Annotated in this window: 15 protein-coding genes and 1 tRNA gene; 10 read left to right on the top strand and 6 right to left on the bottom strand. The window is 43.0% G+C overall.

Features of this window, described 5'->3' with window-relative positions:
- Positions 1 to 113: 113 nt before the first annotated feature.
- The 6 genes from ACKTT2_RS09130 to alr form a co-directional block, all read right to left on the bottom strand.
- Positions 114 to 2,948, bottom strand: coding sequence for a methyl-accepting chemotaxis protein (locus ACKTT2_RS09130; protein ID WP_407885897.1), 2,835 nt, complete (start codon positions 2,946 to 2,948; stop codon positions 114 to 116).
- A 57-nt stretch (positions 2,949 to 3,005) separates the two neighbouring features.
- Positions 3,006 to 3,503, bottom strand: coding sequence for a chemotaxis protein CheW (locus ACKTT2_RS09125; RefSeq protein ID WP_407885895.1), 498 nt, complete (start codon positions 3,501 to 3,503; stop codon positions 3,006 to 3,008).
- Positions 3,504 to 3,508: 5 nt separating this feature from the next.
- On the bottom strand, positions 3,509 to 3,886 hold the full coding sequence (locus tag ACKTT2_RS09120) for a response regulator (protein WP_407885893.1): 378 nt from the start codon (positions 3,884 to 3,886) through the stop codon (positions 3,509 to 3,511).
- A 46-nt stretch (positions 3,887 to 3,932) separates the two neighbouring features.
- Positions 3,933 to 5,012, bottom strand: coding sequence for a response regulator (locus tag ACKTT2_RS09115; RefSeq protein WP_407885891.1), 1,080 nt, complete (start codon positions 5,010 to 5,012; stop codon positions 3,933 to 3,935).
- Between the two features lie 983 nt (positions 5,013 to 5,995).
- Positions 5,996 to 6,077, bottom strand: a tRNA-Leu gene (locus ACKTT2_RS09110).
- Positions 6,078 to 6,177: 100 nt separating this feature from the next.
- Positions 6,178 to 7,368 (bottom strand): alanine racemase, encoded by a 1,191-nt coding sequence (alr, locus tag ACKTT2_RS09105; protein WP_407885919.1) that lies wholly within the window; start codon positions 7,366 to 7,368, stop codon positions 6,178 to 6,180.
- Between the two features lie 296 nt (positions 7,369 to 7,664).
- Here alr and ACKTT2_RS09100 point away from each other — a divergent pair, with 296 nt between their 5' ends.
- From ACKTT2_RS09100 to ACKTT2_RS09055, 10 genes are all read left to right on the top strand, one after another.
- A complete protein-coding gene (locus tag ACKTT2_RS09100; protein WP_407885889.1) occupies positions 7,665 to 8,162 on the top strand; it encodes an HNH endonuclease in 498 nt (165 codons plus the stop codon).
- Positions 8,163 to 8,589: 427 nt separating this feature from the next.
- Positions 8,590 to 9,882: a DHH family phosphoesterase gene (locus tag ACKTT2_RS09095; RefSeq protein WP_407885887.1), complete on the top strand. Its 1,293-nt coding sequence runs from the start codon at positions 8,590 to 8,592 to the stop codon at positions 9,880 to 9,882.
- 278 nt (positions 9,883 to 10,160) lie between these two features.
- Positions 10,161 to 10,658, top strand: coding sequence for a phosphohistidine phosphatase SixA (sixA, locus tag ACKTT2_RS09090; protein WP_407885885.1), 498 nt, complete (start codon positions 10,161 to 10,163; stop codon positions 10,656 to 10,658).
- A gap of 113 nt (positions 10,659 to 10,771) precedes the next feature.
- Positions 10,772 to 11,908, top strand: coding sequence for a citrate synthase (locus tag ACKTT2_RS09085; RefSeq protein ID WP_407885883.1), 1,137 nt, complete (start codon positions 10,772 to 10,774; stop codon positions 11,906 to 11,908).
- A gap of 332 nt (positions 11,909 to 12,240) precedes the next feature.
- A complete protein-coding gene (gene nuoH / locus ACKTT2_RS09080; RefSeq protein ID WP_407885880.1) occupies positions 12,241 to 13,359 on the top strand; it encodes an NADH-quinone oxidoreductase subunit NuoH in 1,119 nt (372 codons plus the stop codon).
- A gap of 220 nt (positions 13,360 to 13,579) precedes the next feature.
- Positions 13,580 to 14,158 carry an NAD(P)H-quinone oxidoreductase subunit I gene (gene ndhI / locus ACKTT2_RS09075; protein ID WP_407885878.1) on the top strand — a complete coding sequence of 193 codons (579 nt, stop codon included), beginning with the start codon at positions 13,580 to 13,582 and terminating at the stop codon, positions 14,156 to 14,158.
- A gap of 109 nt (positions 14,159 to 14,267) precedes the next feature.
- Positions 14,268 to 14,879, top strand: coding sequence for an NADH-quinone oxidoreductase subunit J (locus tag ACKTT2_RS09070; RefSeq protein WP_407885876.1), 612 nt, complete (start codon positions 14,268 to 14,270; stop codon positions 14,877 to 14,879).
- A 166-nt stretch (positions 14,880 to 15,045) separates the two neighbouring features.
- The gene (gene nuoK / locus ACKTT2_RS09065; protein WP_407885874.1) at positions 15,046 to 15,351 is read left to right on the top strand and encodes an NADH-quinone oxidoreductase subunit NuoK; all 306 of its coding nucleotides are present in this window, start codon (positions 15,046 to 15,048) and stop codon (positions 15,349 to 15,351) included.
- A gap of 4 nt (positions 15,352 to 15,355) precedes the next feature.
- Positions 15,356 to 16,279, top strand: coding sequence for an NAD(+) kinase (locus ACKTT2_RS09060; protein WP_407885873.1), 924 nt, complete (start codon positions 15,356 to 15,358; stop codon positions 16,277 to 16,279).
- A 302-nt stretch (positions 16,280 to 16,581) separates the two neighbouring features.
- The coding region (locus tag ACKTT2_RS09055; RefSeq protein ID WP_407885871.1) for a transporter substrate-binding protein at positions 16,582 to 17,094 on the top strand (513 nt) is incomplete at its 3' end.

The following is a 17,094-nucleotide window of genomic DNA, read 5'->3' as shown; positions in this document are numbered from 1 at the left end:
CTAATAGCTAGTGGCTAATGGAAGACTGGTTAATGGCTAATGGTTAATGGCTAATGGTTAATTAATTCGCACCGAACAATTAGCAATTAGCAATTAGCTATTAGCTATTAACATTAATCTACTTTGAAGGTACCAACAGTTGCTTGCAATTGTTGCGAAATCTCCACAGTTTGTTGCAGAGACTCCGAAACATGACGTGAAGAATCACTGGTGCGTTGCGAGGAAGAGGCAATTTCTCTCATCAACTGACTGACTGTTTGTGATGTTTCCACTTGAGAGGCTGTTGCTTGAGAAATTGACTGCACCAACAAATCGATTTGCCGCGAAATATCTAAGATTTGAGTTAGATTTTGCTTGGCATCTTCGACAATGCGCGTACCTTCTACAACCTGGGTTGTTCCCAGTTCCATCGCCTGCACCACTTCCGTTGTTTCGCGTTGAATATTTTCAACGATTTGTTCTATTTCTTTTGTCGCCGCCGCACTCCGGGCTGCTAATTCTCCTACCTCCTCTGCTACAACCGCAAAACCTTGTCCTTCTTCTCCCGCCCGCGCCGCTTCTATCCCGGCGTTGATGGCAAGTAAGTTGGTTTGCATGGAAATCTGATTGATCAAAGCTACCACGCGGGAGATTTGTTGTGTTGATTCTCCCAATCGCTTCACCTTCTTGGCTGTTTCACCGACAGTTTCACGCAAGTGCAAAATATTTTGTACTGTCATATCCATCGCCATCCCACTCTTTTTCGCCGTGTTGGCAGCTGTGTTGGCAACAATAGCTGCTTGTTGGGCGCTTGCTGCTACTGCTTGAATGGAGTTGGTCATGTTATCAACAGCATCGAGGGAGCGATTGATTTCTGAAGCTTGGGCGAGTGCTTCCTCTGCTAGGTGACGAATCGAACCTTCGTTGTGACCAATGGCTTGGTTAACTTGGATGGCGGCTTGTTTAACTTGGGTTACAATGTCTCGTAGGCTTTCCACAATGGAGTTAAAGAAGTCGGCAACTGTGCCAATTTCTCCGGCTGTGACTTCCGCACGTACTGTTAAATCCCCACTTGCTGCGCCTTCGACTTCGCTTAGAAGTTCTAGGAGTTGCATCTGCAAAGCTTCTTTTTGTCGCCGCTCATCTTCTGAGGATCTTTCAGCAATGGATCTTGCTTTTTCGACTTCCTGGAGAAGCAATGCTTGTTCTAGAGCATAGCCTACTTGGGTGGCAATTTGCTTGAATAACTCAATTTCTGATTGCAGCCAAATCCGAGGGCTATCACAATGATGGGCAATCATTAAGGCTATGAGTTGTCCGTCGCTAATAACGGGTGCGACTAGATTTGCTTTAACAGCAAATTTTTCCAACATCTTAATGTAGCATTGAGCGTTACTGAGATTTGGATCTTGATATATGTTGGATATTGCCCGAACTCTACCATCCTTGTATGTTTCTACATGGCGTTCTCTAAAACAGGGATCGTCAATTTGTACGCCTAACATTCTTGGCAATCCTGCAGTGACGGATTCAGCAACTACATCTCCATCTAAAGTTTCTGGATTAAAATGATATATCAGAACTCTATCCGTTTTGATTGCCTGACGGACTTCTCTGACTGCTGTTTTGTAGATATCCTCCATGTTGAGGCTTCTACGAGTCCGGAGGGTAATTTCTGCTAGCGATTTTGCTCTTTCAGTGTCTAGTTCTTGTTGTTTCACTAGCGTCTGTAATTGGGCTGCCATTTGATTGATATTGGCACTCAAGACTCCCAATTCGTCTTCTGACTCTACATCCAAACGAGTTCCTAAATCTCCTTGTCCGAGTTTGGCTACTGCATCTGTTGCTTTGACAATTGGTTGTGTCGCTCGTTTTGCTAAAAATACCGCGATCGCTGCTACAATGAGTGCTGCCAATGCCGTTCCCAAGATAATTGTCAATCCCAATTGTCTTTGTGGTGCAAATGCAATTCCCGCATCTGTTGTCAGAATTGCTTGCCATTTTAAATTGGGCAATCCTTCTTGAGTTTTAGATGTGTAGCTGACAAGTTGTTCTTTTCCTTCTATTTGATTGACTGTGGTAAAAGTCTCTTCTTGTCTTTGTTCTTGACGTTGAGTTAATCCTGGAAAATCTGCTTGGATTTCTCTTCCAATAATAGCTTTGTCAACAGGCAAAAATAATTTTCCCGAATCATCGGCCAAATAGTATTTATGCCCTACCTCCGTATAATTCTTTAGTATCTCATCTAAAGACTGTATGGGCAAACTCGCTCTGACTATGGATGAAACTTGTCCTGTTGTTGAATCCTTGATGGGAGCCGCAATAATAATATTGCCATTTCCCGTTTCTTGGGAAAATTGTGGCTGACTGATGTATGTGCTTCCTTTTTGCTTTGCTGCTTCAAAATATTTATTGTTACTTTGGTTATTTATAGAAGCTCCTCGCGATTGCGCGATCGCATTTCCACTTAAGTTGAGAATCGCAATGCTGTCATAGACTTTATAACTCTCTATATATTTATCTAATAAAACTTGTTTTTCTCTAGGAGATAAAGAATCCCTCAGTTTAGTGTTTGTTAAAACTGGTAAAGTTGATAAAACTTGCATATCCGTGTACCGCTCTAACATAAAACGGTTAACTTTATCTGCAAGCCCGTTGACTTCTGCTTGTTGAATTTGAGCGCCTTTACTACCCGTCGCCATACTAGCGATATAATAAGCTAATGTGCCAATTGCTAAGACGGGAATTGTACCAATTGCGATCGCAAGTAATGTGGCTTTAGTTGCCAAGCTCAACTTTTTAAACGGTTTTGACAAGCGACTTAAGCTAGACTCGACAGTTAATTCAGTATTCAGCTCTCTATCGGTTTCTACGATATGACTTTCTACAATTTTTGAAGAATGATGATTGGACACTTCATTTTTTTCATTCTCTAAACTGTCTTTAGCATTATTAGTTTGATTAAACATAGGGAATTCTCCTGAGGTGAATAAACATACTTCAATGAGTTTTCTAAGTGACACACCCTAATCACTGCGGAGAATAGAAGACTGCACAATAGCCTGTGCATCTAATACAAGTAAAATTTCTTTTTGTTGAACAACACACCCGCGTAAATAGGGAATCAAACTGGATGCCACTTGTCCTACAGGAGAGCGTATATCATCAGGCAAAAACTTAGTTGTACCTTGTATTTCTTGTACGACTAAACCCAAAAGTAATGAATCTACCCGAATAATAATTACGTTATATTGTCGCAACCGATTGTCAAGATATTCTAGGTTGAACATTCTTGGCAAATCAATCGCCCAAACTATCCGACTCCGCCAATTCATTAATCCCAATACACATCCCGGCATATTAGGCATTGATGTTATAGCTTCAATCGGCACTATAATTGCTTCTTGCGTATGCCTCATGGGCAACACGGCAGATGTTTGTCTGTTTAACTGAAACTTGAGATAACCATCTCCCAAGTTATTTTGAGCAACTTTTGTTGAAAGAGTAATTTTAGAACTGTTCATTAGAATTAAATCGCCACAGATTTAATAGCCCTGAGGAGCTGTTCGCGAGTGTAGGGTTTTGTTACATACGCATCAGCCCCTTGTCTCATTGCCCATAATCGGTCAATCTCTTGGTTTTTAGAACTACATATCACGATTGGGACTTTTTGTGTTATCGGATTTCTTTTTAAAGAACGACACAGTTCAAAACCACTCATCCCCGGCATAACAACATCTGTCACGATAACATCCGGGTTATGTGATAGGGCTTTTTCCAAAGCTTCTTTTGCACCAGCCGCTTTGATAACGTTGTAACCACTTTCTTTAAGATAATGGCTCATCAACTCCAATTCGCTCGGAGAATCTTCAACAATCAAAATTGTGCCTAACAAAGTAATACTCACTCCTAAATCTCCTAAAATAAATGACTCAATTTATCCTATTTTTTACTTAACTACCAATGTGTTTAAACACCATTTTTAGCAAGTCTGATTGGGAAAAAGGCTTTGTTAAGTAACCCGATGCTCTGACCATTTTTGCTTTTGCTCGGTCTATAAATCCCGTTCTACCAGTCACCATAATAATTGGAGTATTCTTAAAAGCCGAATGTCTCCGCAATAAAGAGCACAATTCATAGCCATCGAGGTTAGGCATTTCAACATCGAGTAAAATGATGTCAGGCTTGCTACGAAGTATTTGCATGAGCGCTTTCACTGGATCGTTAATCGTCACCACTGAAAATGCGCTTTCGTCTAAAAAGTGTTTGATAGAATTTAAGACTGTGGGGCTGTCATCAATACAAGCGACAGTGTACGTGTTTTTACTACTCTGTTGTTGGTATCTACTACTGTTGAAGTGAGAATTATCAAAATGATTTGTATTTTGTAACTGTTCCCCCAGTTTCAGTTGAGATGATGACTGAACTTGAGGCTGTGAAGTAGGTGTGGAATAGTAGGCTGGGGTATGAGATGGTGTAGTAGTAACAGTCGCTTGAGGATTTTGTCGATTGCGAAGTTGCTTTTGACAGTGTTCCACAAGCAATCGCAAATCCAAACGGCAAAATCTAGGCATTTGATTCAAGGGAGATTCTCCATTGAATTCGTAATTCCCTTGTTTGATGGCAAGAAATGACTCCAACACTTCTTTTGCCATTTCATCAATTAATATGGCTGCTTGAGGAGGAGTTATATATTCTTCATCAACGAGCCAGCAAATAGCTTGATAATCTGGTACGGGCATAGATCGATCGTCACCGTTTGCATCAAATATCAGCCGTACCTGCATCATAATCGTACTGTTGAGCGAGGGAAATTGCTGACTTAAGCGAGAGGCATGATTCTCGAGTCGGTCAAACATTTTATCTGAGGACGCATAAATAAGTTTACCGTCTTCTAGATAGATTGACCAAGATACCGACTCTGTGAATACTTGTAAGCAGCCTGTAGCACGCCGACTAGTCAGTTGTGCTAATAGAGATAGCGGGTGTAGTTTTTGGAAAAACTTGTAGCTACCTATAGGAGTTGTGCTCATGAGTGCTGTTTTTGGCTAAATTCAATTAGGTGTGAGCTTATCTGTTGCAGAGTTTTTCCACAAGTCAAGAAAATTTGCTAAAATCTTTGTTGCAAAGAATACAAAATTTTGACTTTTAGACCTGTAGAAAACTCAGTGGTAGCACCCTTCTTTTAAGATGAAAAATCTCAGCTAATACGTAAATTGCTATGAAATTTACTAATGATACTGAGATTAGCAGACATTTCTACACGGCAAGTAAAAAAAGTGTAAAGACTAGATGAAATCATCTACCTAAATAGAACTTGTGTGACAGCAACCGAAATAATACTGTACGAGAGTGACTTTGACTTGCAAGGGCGAACCTGCTATTTTGAGTACTTATCTTTCAGTATAGTACGGTTTCCTAGGACGGGATAAAGTCTCAAGTGATATTTACCCTGCTATCAGTGTTTTTACTTGCAAAACGTGCGAACTTAACATAAAAATGCCCTCACCATAGAATAGTGCCACTGTCTGTTATATACCCTCTCAGGCACATTTGCCAGTTATGGTATTAACCACACGAATGAAAATCGCTGAGTTGAAGTTTATACGAAACAAAATTTAACAGTATGAGTATCAAAAAACTTCCGGATAAGTTTTATTGAATCTTTCAGCGTATCGAATTGTTTGAGGCAAAAACTCTATCATTATGCTTAGAAGACAGCCAGAGGGATGGAATCAGAAAAAAGTATTTTTTATACAAGAAAATACTATACACCATTTAATTGACAACCATAGCCTTGGAGGATGTTTGAAAAGTCTTGGGCGAATAGAATTCGCTACTACACAAACTAAGTCCACCTATGCACTCCATGCACGCTTCGCGAACGTGAACTAACACAAAAACAATGATTGACTCACCTGCGGAGGCAGGTTTTGTCTGTGTAGTCGCAATTTCCAATCGCTAAGGCTATATCAATTGAGACTTAGAATACAAAAAAGTTATTAACTATATATTATGCGGATGAAAGGACTTGAACCTTCACACCTCACGGTACTAGAACCTAAATCTAGCGCGTCTGCCAATTCCGCCACATCCGCATCAGTATCTTATACTATCACAAGAAATTGTATGTGGCAATAATGTAATGGTTAGTTGTTGGTAGTTAGTTGCTAGTTGTTAACCACTAACTACTAACCACTAACCACTAACCCGTGTTACACGAGGTAAGCGATGCTTGAAGCCACAGAGAATTTCCCAAGAAATTGTGTTTAGCTGATTGGCCCAATCTTCAGCAGAAATTTGTTCTTCTCCTTCTTTGCCCAGTAAAGTCACCACTTCACCTTCTTGTATCTCTGGTAATGCGCTAATATCTAGCATCAACTGATCCATCGTAATGTTACCAATTTGAGGCACTCGCTGACCTCGGATCAACACTTGCATTTTATTGGAAAGATTGCGAGGTATACCGTCGGCATAACCAATTCCTACCACAGCCAAGCGCAGTTCTTGCTGTGCTACAAATTGATGACTATAACTGACGCCCGTTCCAGGTGCAATAATTTTAACTTGGGTAACTCGTGCTTTTACCTGCATGACTGGTTTGAGGTCGATGCTGGAGTTTAAATGAACGGCTGGGTAAAGACCGTAAATGACTAAACCCGCACGTACCATGTCATAATGTAACGACTCCTCGGTTAGAGTAGCGGCTGAGTTTGCTAGATGCAAACAAGGAGGTTCTATCCCCAATGCTCTAATTTGAGCGATCGCAGTTTCAAACCTCTGCTGTTGTTGTTTCATCACCGTAGGGTCTGGGCTATCGGCTGTTGCTAAGTGAGAATAAATGCTCTTAATAGTAAGATAGGGCAAACGCTGCACTAACTTAACGAACTCATCAGCTTCTTGCCAATTTGTCCCCAATCTAGACATCCCCGTATCTAACTTAATATGTACGGGTAGGGGAGAATCGTAGTTAATCTCCTCTAGAGTATTAGAAAAGACTAAAGCTTGTTTGGGACTTATGAGCGTTGGTTGAAGTTGCCACTGTGCGATAGCTTGGATTTGTTCTGGTGTATGAGTTGCACCCAGAATCAAAATTGGAGCTTCAATTCCTGCTTCTCTTAATTGAATTCCCTCTGGAACTGTGGCGACTCCGAGCCAACTCGCTCCCGATTTTAAAGCTGTTTGAGCAACAACGATCGCTCCATGTCCGTAAGCGTCAGCTTTCACCACCGCCATAAGCTGAGTACGCGGTGACAGTAACTTCGTCAGTTGACGCACATTATGAGACAGCGCCTCCAAATCAATTTCTACCCAAGCACGTTGTGACATCCAAGCATAGCTATCGCTGTGACAATCGAAGATAATACGGTTTTTCTCGTGGCTTAACATTATTTGCTGATCCTCACACACCAGAAAACAGGGATTGGGGATTGGCGATTGGCGATTGGGGATTGAGGGGTGAGGTGGTGAGGTGGTCGAATTTTCCTCATCTCCCCATCTCCTCATCTCCCCATCTTCCCAGTCCCTAGTTCCTAGTCTCTAGTCCCTAATACCCAATCGCTAGTTCCTCACCCTTGACTATTTCCCAAATTCCTGCTTTTGTAGGAAGTATAATTTATCCTCATAAGCAAAGGAGGATTGATTTGTGTTAATATATGTAAAATTAATAGCTTGAGCGCTTATCAATGGGGAAGGTTTTAGTTCTAAACGCCTCTTACGAACCGCTCAATATCACGAGCTGGCGGCGAGCCGTGGTCTTGTTGATCAAAGGTAAAGCTGAACGGGTTGAAATCAATAACAAGCAACTCTATTCAGGCTTTCCACTTCCAACCGTTATTAGGTTGAGACATTATGTGCGCGTTCCCTACAAGGAAATTCCTCTCACTCGACGGAATCTTCTACACCGGGATAGTCACACGTGTCAATACTGCGGTTACACTGGAGATGATTTAACTCTAGACCATGTTATACCGCGATCGCGTGGGGGCGGCGATAGTTGGGAAAACATAGTAACGGCGTGCGTTCGCTGTAATGTCAAGAAGGGAAATCGTACACCAAGTGAAGCTCACATGATGTTACGCCATCACCCCCGAAGACCTTACAGTAGTCTTTATTTCGAGGTCAGTAAACATCTCAAGAGCGGATTGCACAAAGAATGGCAAAAATACGTCATTGGTCTCTGACAAACCTGGTTCCTCTTTGAGAACGGCAGTACGTTGTCAGGTAAAAGTGCTGTTGCCCTAGCTTGGTGAAGCTTCGTTTGTCTGTGACTTTAATCAGACTCAAGCGTCTAAAGTTGACAGAGCAGCCTGCAAAATTTTCTGTAAGCTTGCAAGCAACTTTGTTAGTATAACACAGATTGACGAAAAAGCAACCAGGGTACGCTATAAAATTGCCAAGTTTGGGCAACAAAATTATTTTGCTTGAGTAGCAACTAGATAAGATCGAGCCGATTGAAAAGAATTACTCAAAATCTAGACTGACAGATATAGTGCCAGTATGGAATAATTCTGCGAAGATTGTAGATGTGTGGCTGAAGTAGCAAATGACTAACTGTACTCTTTACTCAATTAAAGACAGGAAGCCCCACACTCTTAAAGACCATTAAATATGCAACTTAATTCTTCTTTAACCCAGTTTGAAAATTTTCCACTACAGAGAGATTCGGCATCAGAGGATGGTGAGGTAGACGATAAAGACTCAATTGAAGTTCCGCTCAATCGACAATCAAGTACAACAACGTTGACTGGTGAGCCCGGTCATTCTTTAAACCAGCGTAACAATGTAACGAGCGATCGCAAAGCAGAAGAGCTAGGTGCGATGCTTTTAGCTCATCGACAAGAACGGCATCTGATTATTCTGCAAGATTTTCCAGATCCCGACGCTTTGTCCTCAGCTTGGACATACCAACTTATTGCACAGCAATATGAGATCAAGTGTGACATTGTTTATGCCGGAGCTTTGAGTCACCAAGAAAACATCGCCTTGGTAAAGCTGACGAACTTACCTGCCCAGCGTTGGACGTTGCAAACACTGAAAGGTAAAGACCTGACATCATCATATCAAGGTTTTGTACTGATAGATAACCAAGGAACAACATCTCAGCTAGTACCCGTGGTAGAACACGTAGGTATTCCATTGGTAGCAATTATTGACCATCACAGTTTACAAAGCGATATCAAGTCAGAATTTATTGATATTCGTCCTTCTGTTAGAGCAACAGCAACAATTTTTACTCAATACTTGCAAGCGGGATTGCTATCGCTAGATAGTAGTATCAGCCAACACGTAAAATGTGCCACTGCCTTGATGCACGGCTTGCGATCGGATACGAATAGACTGATGCAAGCACAGGAAGATGACTTTATGGCAGCAGCGTATCTGAGTAGATTTTATGACGCACAACTGCTAAATGCGGTTCTGCAGGCGAATCGCTCTAAACGAGTGATGGATGTGATAGAGCGATCGCTAAAAAACCGTATAGTGCAAAATAACTTCTCCATTGCTGGTGTTGGATATCTACGTTACGATGACCGCGATGCCATCCCCCAAGCGGCTGATTTTCTCGTTACAGAAGAAAACGTTCATACAGCTGTAGTTTATGGCATCGTTCACGACGAAGACGATGAATTAGAAGTTGTAATTGGTTCCTTGAGAACTACCAAGTTAACACTTGACCCTGATGAATTTATCAAGGAAGCCTTTGGACAAGATAGTAGCGGGCGCTTCTTTGGAGGTGGAAGAACAAGCGCGGGTGGATTTGAGATTCCTATGGGTTTCTTATCAGGCAGCAACGAGAATTCTGCTTATGCGAAAATGAAATGGGAAGTTTTCGATGCTCAAATTAAGCAAAAGCTTCTGAGATTGGTAAATCCAAAAGATAATCCAATTCAATCAGAATAGGGACTGGAGACTGGGGACTAGGGACTAGGGACTAGGGATTGGGAACTAGGGACTAGGGACTAGGAATTTTCTCAATCGCCTGCTTCGCCAATCCCCATTGCCCCTTATCCCCAGAGGGGCCCCCGAGTTCCCCAATACCTAATCGCCAATCCCCATTGCCCCTTATCCCCAGAGGGGCCCCCGAGTTCCCCAATACCTAATCGCCAATCGCCAATCGCCAATCGCCAATCGCCAATCGCCAATCGCCAATCGCCAATCGCCAGTCCCCAGTCCCCAAAATGGAAATCTACTTAATCCGTCACGGCATAGCCGAAGAGAAACAACCAGAGATTAAAAAAGACGAAGAGCGAAGTCTCACAAAAGAGGGAAGGCAGAAAACAGAGAAAGTAGCCCAGAGACTCAAGCAAATGGGTTTCCATTTCGATTTGATTGCCACAAGCCCCTTAGTGAGAGCGCGTCAAACAGCAGAAATACTTATAGCACAGAAGCTCAGCTCTCACCTTGAAGAATGTACCCATCTTACACCAGAAGGAGATATTTACAATTGGGTGAGAGAATGGCTAGAGCCGAGAAATTATGCGCCTGACACTCAACTTGCATTAGTCGGACACGAACCAAATTTAAGCGCTTGGGCAGAAATTCTGGTTTGGGGGCAAAACAAAGCATCCTTAGTCCTGAAAAAAGCGGGTATGATCGGGGTAAAACTACCAGAAAAGGGATCTCCTCTGGGTTGCAGTCAAATGTTTTGGTTGACGCCACCCAAATACTTGCTTTAGCAGTAGTGAAACGTTTTTGAAAGAAATTCCAAGGAAACGGGTACTGTTATGGTGATAAGAATTTCTGGGATGTTGCTTTCTTAGAAATACTTTACGAAACAGATGGTGTTGCCATGATGGTGTGCGAATTCAAGCCTGGGTTGGATGGCATTCCCGCCGCCCAATCCGGTATTAGTTGTGTTGATGGGCAGAAGGGAATATTAGAATACCGTGGCATTCGGATTGAGGAACTAGCAGAAAAGAGTACATTTTTAGAAACTGCTTTTCTCTTAATCTGGGGCGAACTGCCTACAGCCGAAGAATTGGCAGCATTTGAGTCTGAGGTTCGCAATCACAGGCGGATCAAATATCGCATTAGCGACATGATGAAATGCTTTCCCGAAAGCGGTCACCCAATGGATGCTTTACAAGCCTCGGCGGCTGCATTGGGTTTATTTTATTCGCGTCGCGATCTAGACAATCCAATCTACATTCGCGATGCGGTTGTTCGCCTGATAGCCAAAATTCCCACAATGGTGGCGGCTTTCCAATTGATGCGGAACGGGAATGAAGCGGTACGTCCTCGAGACGATTTGGATTATGCCGCTAATTTCTTGTATATGCTCAACGAGCAAGCACCCGATACACTAGCGGCGCGAATATTTGATATTTGCTTGATACTTCACGCCGAACATACAATGAACGCTTCCACATTCAGTGCTAGAGTCACAGCCTCTACCCTAACAGATCCATATGCTGTTGTTGCTAGTGCAGTCGGAACTTTAGGAGGACCACTTCATGGAGGGGCGAATGAAGAAGTGATTCAAATGTTAGAAGCGATTGGGTCTGTGGAAAATGTCCGTCCATACATTGAGGATTGTCTCGAACGTAAAGCCAAGATTATGGGATTTGGTCATCGCGTGTACAAGGTAAAAGACCCGCGTGCTACAATTTTACAGAATTTGGCAGAGCAACTGTTTGACAAATTTGGCATGGATAAATACTATGACATCGCCCAAGAAATGGAACGAGTCGTAGAGGAAAAATTGGGACACAAAGGTATTTATTCCAATGTTGACTTTTACTCCGGTTTGTTGTATAGAAAACTGGGAATACCAACAGACTTGTTTACACCAATATTTGCGATCGCCCGTGTTGCTGGTTGGCTAGCCCATTGGAAAGAACAACTAGAAGAGAACCGGATTTATCGTCCTACCCAAGTCTACAACGGCAAGCACTCTATTCCTTACACCCCGATTGAGAAGAGGTAGGGGATTGGGGATTGGCGATTGGTGCCCAGTCCCCAGTCCCCAGTCGCTTATAAGCAAATCCCAATTCATACCATAGGTAGAAATTCTTGTTTAGCCCGTAAAGGACTCAAACAATCCAAAGGTATACTAGGCATGGGCATCGCAAAAAATCTTAAATTTTGAGCGATTTAGAGAGAAACAGTAAGAGGTGAATTTACAGTTATTAACATACAAGGGGAAAAGAAAGGGTGAAAGATTAAGGATGAAGGATTAAGGGTAAAAACGACAAAGCTGAATACTCCAAACTTCGTACTTCACACGACAAAGCTGAATACTTCGTAACTTGGTAGAAAATGAATTCAGGAATCGATCTGCAAGGAACATTTATTGAATCCCTCATGGAGTTAGGGCTACCCGCCGATGCCGCTAAAGCCATTTGGATGCCACTACCGATGATACTGATGATAATTGGTGCCACAGTAGGGGTACTAGTCTGCGTTTGGCTGGAACGGAAGATTTCAGCAGCAGCACAGCAGAGAATTGGTCCTGAATACATAGGTCCATTTGGTTTGCTAGCACCTGTAGCAGATGGTCTTAAGCTGGTTTTTAAAGAAGATGTGGTGCCAGCCAAGTCCGACCGAATACTATTTACCCTCGGTCCAATCATCGTGACAATTCCAGTATTTTTGTCATATTTGATTGTGCCGTTCGGACAGAACCTAGTCATTACAGATGTTTCGCTTGGGGTCTTCTTGTGGATTGCCCTGTCTAGCGTTGCGCCGATTGGTTTGTTAATGGCTGGTTACTCATCCAACAACAAATACTCTCTCTTAGGAGGCTTGCGGGCTGCAGCACAATCAATTAGCTATGAAATTCCTTTGGCACTCTCAGTGCTAGCCATAGCTATGATGTCCAATAGCCTCAGCACCATTGACATAGTAAATCAGCAATCTGGTTATGGCATTCTTGGCTGGAACATTTGGCGACAACCAGTTGGCTTGATCATCTTTTGGATAGCCGCCCTTGCTGAATGCGAACGATTGCCCTTTGACTTACCCGAAGCAGAAGAAGAAATCGTAGCTGGTTATCAAACTGAGTACTCCGGGATGAAATTTGGTTTATTTTACCTGAGTTCTTACGTTAACCTAGTCCTGTCTGCTCTGCTGTTCGCGGTTTTATACTTAGGTGGTTGGGATTTCCCGATTCCCCTAAATTTACTCGCCAATGTGTTTGGAGTCAGTGAAACAAATCCCATTCTGCAGGTTGTGACCGCATCATTGGGAATCACCATGACCGTACTCAAAGCATACTTCCTCGTTTTTCTTGCGGTATTAGTACGTTGGACAGTGCCACGAGTTCGCATTGACCAACTGTTAGATTTAGGATGGAAGTTCTTGCTACCAGTAGGCTTGGTTAACTTGCTACTGACTGCAGCCCTGAAAATAGCTTTCCCCGTTGCTTTTGGCGGTTGATAGCGACTAGGGACTGGGGACTAGGGACTGGAGACTAGGGACTAGGGACTAGGGAGTAGAAGACAATAATCCCCAATCGCCATTGCCCCTCAACAAGGAGGGGGCCCCGAGTTCCCCAATCGCCATTGCCCCTCAACAAGGAGGGGGCCCCGAGTTCCCCAATCGCCAATCCCCAATTACCAATCGCCAATCCCCAATCCCCTAAAGAGAGATACGAACAATGTTGAAATTCCTGAAACAAGTTGGCGATTACGCCAAGGAAACAGTACAAGCAGGTCGCTATATTGGTCAGGGGTTAGCTGTTACTTTTGACCATATGCGGCGACGCCCCGTAACCGTACAGTACCCATATGAAAAACTAATTCCCAGCGAGCGGTTTCGCGGTAGGATTCATTTTGAGTTTGATAAGTGCATTGCTTGCGAAGTTTGTGTTCGTGTGTGCCCTATCAACCTACCTGTGGTGGATTGGTCATTTGACAAAGGAAGTAAAAAGAAAAAGCTTAACCACTACAGCATCGACTTCGGAGTTTGTATCTTCTGCGGTAACTGTGTGGAATATTGTCCGACTAACTGTTTATCAATGACAGAAGATTACGAACTTTCGACCTATGACCGCCATGAATTGAACTATGACAACGTGGCATTAGGTCGCTTGCCTTACAAAGTCACCCTTGACCCAATGGTGACACCTTTGCGCGAACTGGTTTACCTACCCAAAGGCGTCATGGACCCCCATGGTTTACCTGACGATGCACCCCGCCCTGGTGCTCGCCCAGAAGATCTTGTGGAAAAAGAGTAAATGCTAGTGGTTAGTAGGGGCGCAAGGCATTGCGCCCGTACAGTAGTTATTTAGTAGAACCACTAACCACTAACCACTAACCACTAACTACTAACAAAGGACAAAAAAAGTGAATCTAGCAGCAGGAGTACAGTTTGTTTCTTTTGGCATATTAGCAGTGATGTTACTTGGGGCTGCACTAGGTGTTGTCCTGATTGAGAACATCGTTTACTCTGCCTTTTTGCTCGGAGGTGTATTCGTCAGCATTGCTGGTCTGTACCTGTTGCTGAATGCTGACTTTGTAGCAGCAGCGCAATTACTTATCTATGTTGGTGCAGTCAACGTGTTGATTTTGTTTGCCATCATGTTAGTGAACAAGCGGCAAGCTTTTGTACCCTTTCCTACAGCTTGGATACGTAAAGCACTCACAGCAGTTGTCAGTGCGGGATTGTTTGCACTTTTAAGTACAATGATTTTGGTGACCCCTTGGTCATTGTCCAATGCTCAACCCGTGGCAAACTCTATTGTTCTCATTGGCGAGCATTTCTTCAGTGACTTTTTACTGCCTTTTGAACTAGCGTCTGTCTTGCTATTAATGGCAATGGTAGGTGCAATTATTTTGGCGCGTCGCGAGTATCTTCCAGAACAAACTCTCTCACAAGACCGACAAACCGTTCTGACTTTACCAGAACGTCCGAAAGAATTAGTATCGGCAGGCGAAGCAAGTCAGAATATACAGTGACCACCTAACCAGTGACCAGTGACCCTTACGGGTTCGCCAGTCGCCTACGGCGGGAGACCCGCCTGCAGCGCTGGACTCACCAGTGACCAGTGACCACCTGACCGGTGAGCAATGAATAACTGTTGACTGGTGACTGATAATTCAAGAGAAGGGGTAATTAAAATTCATGCAAATCCAGTACTTTTTGTTACTAGCAGCAGCTTTATTTTGTATCGGTATTTACGGTTTAATTAATAGTCGTAATGCCGTGCGAGTCCTGATGTCTATTGAGTTGTTGCTCAATGCTGTTAATTTGAACTTAATGGCATTTTCTAACTACCTTGACTCAATTGCAATTAAGGGTCAGGTATTCACTATATTTGTGATTACCGTAGCGGCAGCAGAAGCAGCGGTTGGTTTAGCAATTGTACTTGCCATCTATCGCAACCGCGATACTGTCGATATGGAGCAGTTCAATCTCCTAAAGTGGTAAATTCGTGGATCTCAAGCAGGTAATTATTGCTTATAAAGCACGAGACCCCCAGAGCAAACGTTGGGCAGAACTTTGTGCAAAGCAACTGGAAAGTCGCCAATGCCAAGTTTTGATGGGACCAAGCGGACCAAAAGACAATCCTTATCCGGTTTTTTTGGCTTCTGCTGGTCAACTAATTGATATGGCTTTGATACTTGGTGGTGACGGTACTGTTTTAACTGGTGCGCGACAGTTGGCCTCAGCTGGCATCCCAATATTAGCTGTTAATGTGGGCGGTCATCTGGGGTTTCTGACTGAATCGCCAGAAGAGTTTAAAGACACCGAGCAAGTTTGGGACAGATTGTTGGAAGATCGCTACGCTATCCAACGTCGGATGATGTTACAAGCTGCAGTGTTTGAGGGTAACAGTACTAATTTAGAACCAGTGAGCGATCGCTTTTTCGCTTTGAATGAAATGTGTGTCAAACCCGCTTCCGCAGATCGCATGATCACCTCAATGTTGGAAATGGAAATTGATGGTGAGGTTGTGGATCAGTATCAAGGCGATGGGTTAATAGTCTCTACACCCACTGGTTCAACAGGTTACACTGTTTCTGCCAACGGTCCAATCGTGCATGATGGTATGGAAGCAATTACCATCACTCCTATTTGTCCGATGAGTCTTTCAAGTCGCCCCCTCATCTTACCTCCAGGTTCCGTCGTTAGCGTTTGGCCTTTAGGCGATTACGAACTAAGTACCAAACTGTGGACTGATGGGGTTTTGGCAACTTCCATTTGGCCCGGACACCGTGTTGATATACGCATGGCGGAATCCAGGGCTAAGTTCATTATTTTACGAGAAAATAACTCGTACTATCAGACGTTACGAGAAAAATTGCTGTGGGCTGGTACAAGGATTCACTACAGCAGTAACAACCACACAAATTGATTTGTTGCAACGTTATCAGCAGTAAAGTAGGGTGGGCATCGCCCACCAACATCGAACGTGCAGAATAGCCCACCCTACTCCCTTTGTCTCGTTCCCAGGCGGAGCCTGGGAATGCAGCCTGCGAGGCGGAGCCTCGACTCTACCAAAAAGCCCTCACCCCCAATTAATTTTTAATATTTCTAAAAAAGTATCAAAATATACTTTTTATCAGATAAATATAACACTAAGATTTCAATTCGATGATTAATACTATCAGCTGCATACATATTTAGCTGATTCATTTAAAGCAAAATTCTTTAGAGATGACAAAACAATTTAATCGACGGAAGTTTTTAGTTTACGGTTCTGCTTCCTTTGGCGCAAGCATTTTATTAAAGGGTTGTGTTAACAATTCTTCAACTAATAACACAGAAAGTTCAGCACCTACAGCTTCTTCTGTCAGTGCTTCTAATACTAGCAACACAATCAAAGTAGGAATCTTGCATTCTCTCAGTGGCACAATGGCAATTAGTGAAAAAAGCGTTGTAGATGCTGAAAAATTAGCACTTAAAGAAATTAATACTGCTGGTGGTGTTTTAGGCAAACAAATTGAAGCAATTGTTGAAGATGGTGCTTCTAACTGGGACACTTTTAGGGAAAAAGCTACCAAACTAATCGACCAGGATAAAGTTGTTGCCGTTTTTGGTTGTTGGACTTCTGCTAGCCGCAAGAATGTCAAATCAGTCTTTGAAAGCAAAGACCATATGCTTTGGTATCCAGTGCAGTATGAAGGTCAAGAATGTTCCCGAAATATCTTCTACACTGGTGCTGCCCCC

The sequence above is a fragment of the Scytonema hankhaensis NUACC26 genome, assembly GCF_045865695.1.
GTDB lineage: Bacteria > Cyanobacteriota > Cyanobacteriia > Cyanobacteriales > Nostocaceae > Scytonema.
Note: the sequence above shows the minus strand (reverse complement) of the source record. Positions and strands in the feature narration are given on the sequence as shown.

Excerpts from the sequence above, each read along its gene's own strand:
- ACKTT2_RS09130 (WP_407885897.1), bottom strand. The coding sequence starts at position 2,948 with ATGTTTAATCAAACTAATAATGCTAAAGACAGTTTAGAGAATGAAAAA.
- ACKTT2_RS09125 (WP_407885895.1), bottom strand. The coding sequence starts at position 3,503 with ATGAACAGTTCTAAAATTACTCTTTCAACAAAAGTTGCTCAAAATAAC.
- alr (WP_407885919.1), bottom strand. The coding sequence starts at position 7,368 with ATGTTAAGCCACGAGAAAAACCGTATTATCTTCGATTGTCACAGCGAT.
- nuoK (WP_407885874.1), top strand. The coding sequence starts at position 15,046 with ATGCAAATCCAGTACTTTTTGTTACTAGCAGCAGCTTTATTTTGTATC.
- sixA (WP_407885885.1), top strand. The coding sequence starts at position 10,161 with ATGGAAATCTACTTAATCCGTCACGGCATAGCCGAAGAGAAACAACCA.
- ACKTT2_RS09095 (WP_407885887.1), top strand. The coding sequence starts at position 8,590 with ATGCAACTTAATTCTTCTTTAACCCAGTTTGAAAATTTTCCACTACAG.
- ndhI (WP_407885878.1), top strand. The coding sequence starts at position 13,580 with ATGTTGAAATTCCTGAAACAAGTTGGCGATTACGCCAAGGAAACAGTA.
- ACKTT2_RS09085 (WP_407885883.1), top strand. The coding sequence starts at position 10,772 with ATGATGGTGTGCGAATTCAAGCCTGGGTTGGATGGCATTCCCGCCGCC.
- nuoH (WP_407885880.1), top strand. The coding sequence starts at position 12,241 with ATGAATTCAGGAATCGATCTGCAAGGAACATTTATTGAATCCCTCATG.
- ACKTT2_RS09100 (WP_407885889.1), top strand. The coding sequence starts at position 7,665 with ATGGGGAAGGTTTTAGTTCTAAACGCCTCTTACGAACCGCTCAATATC.
- ACKTT2_RS09115 (WP_407885891.1), bottom strand. The coding sequence starts at position 5,012 with ATGAGCACAACTCCTATAGGTAGCTACAAGTTTTTCCAAAAACTACAC.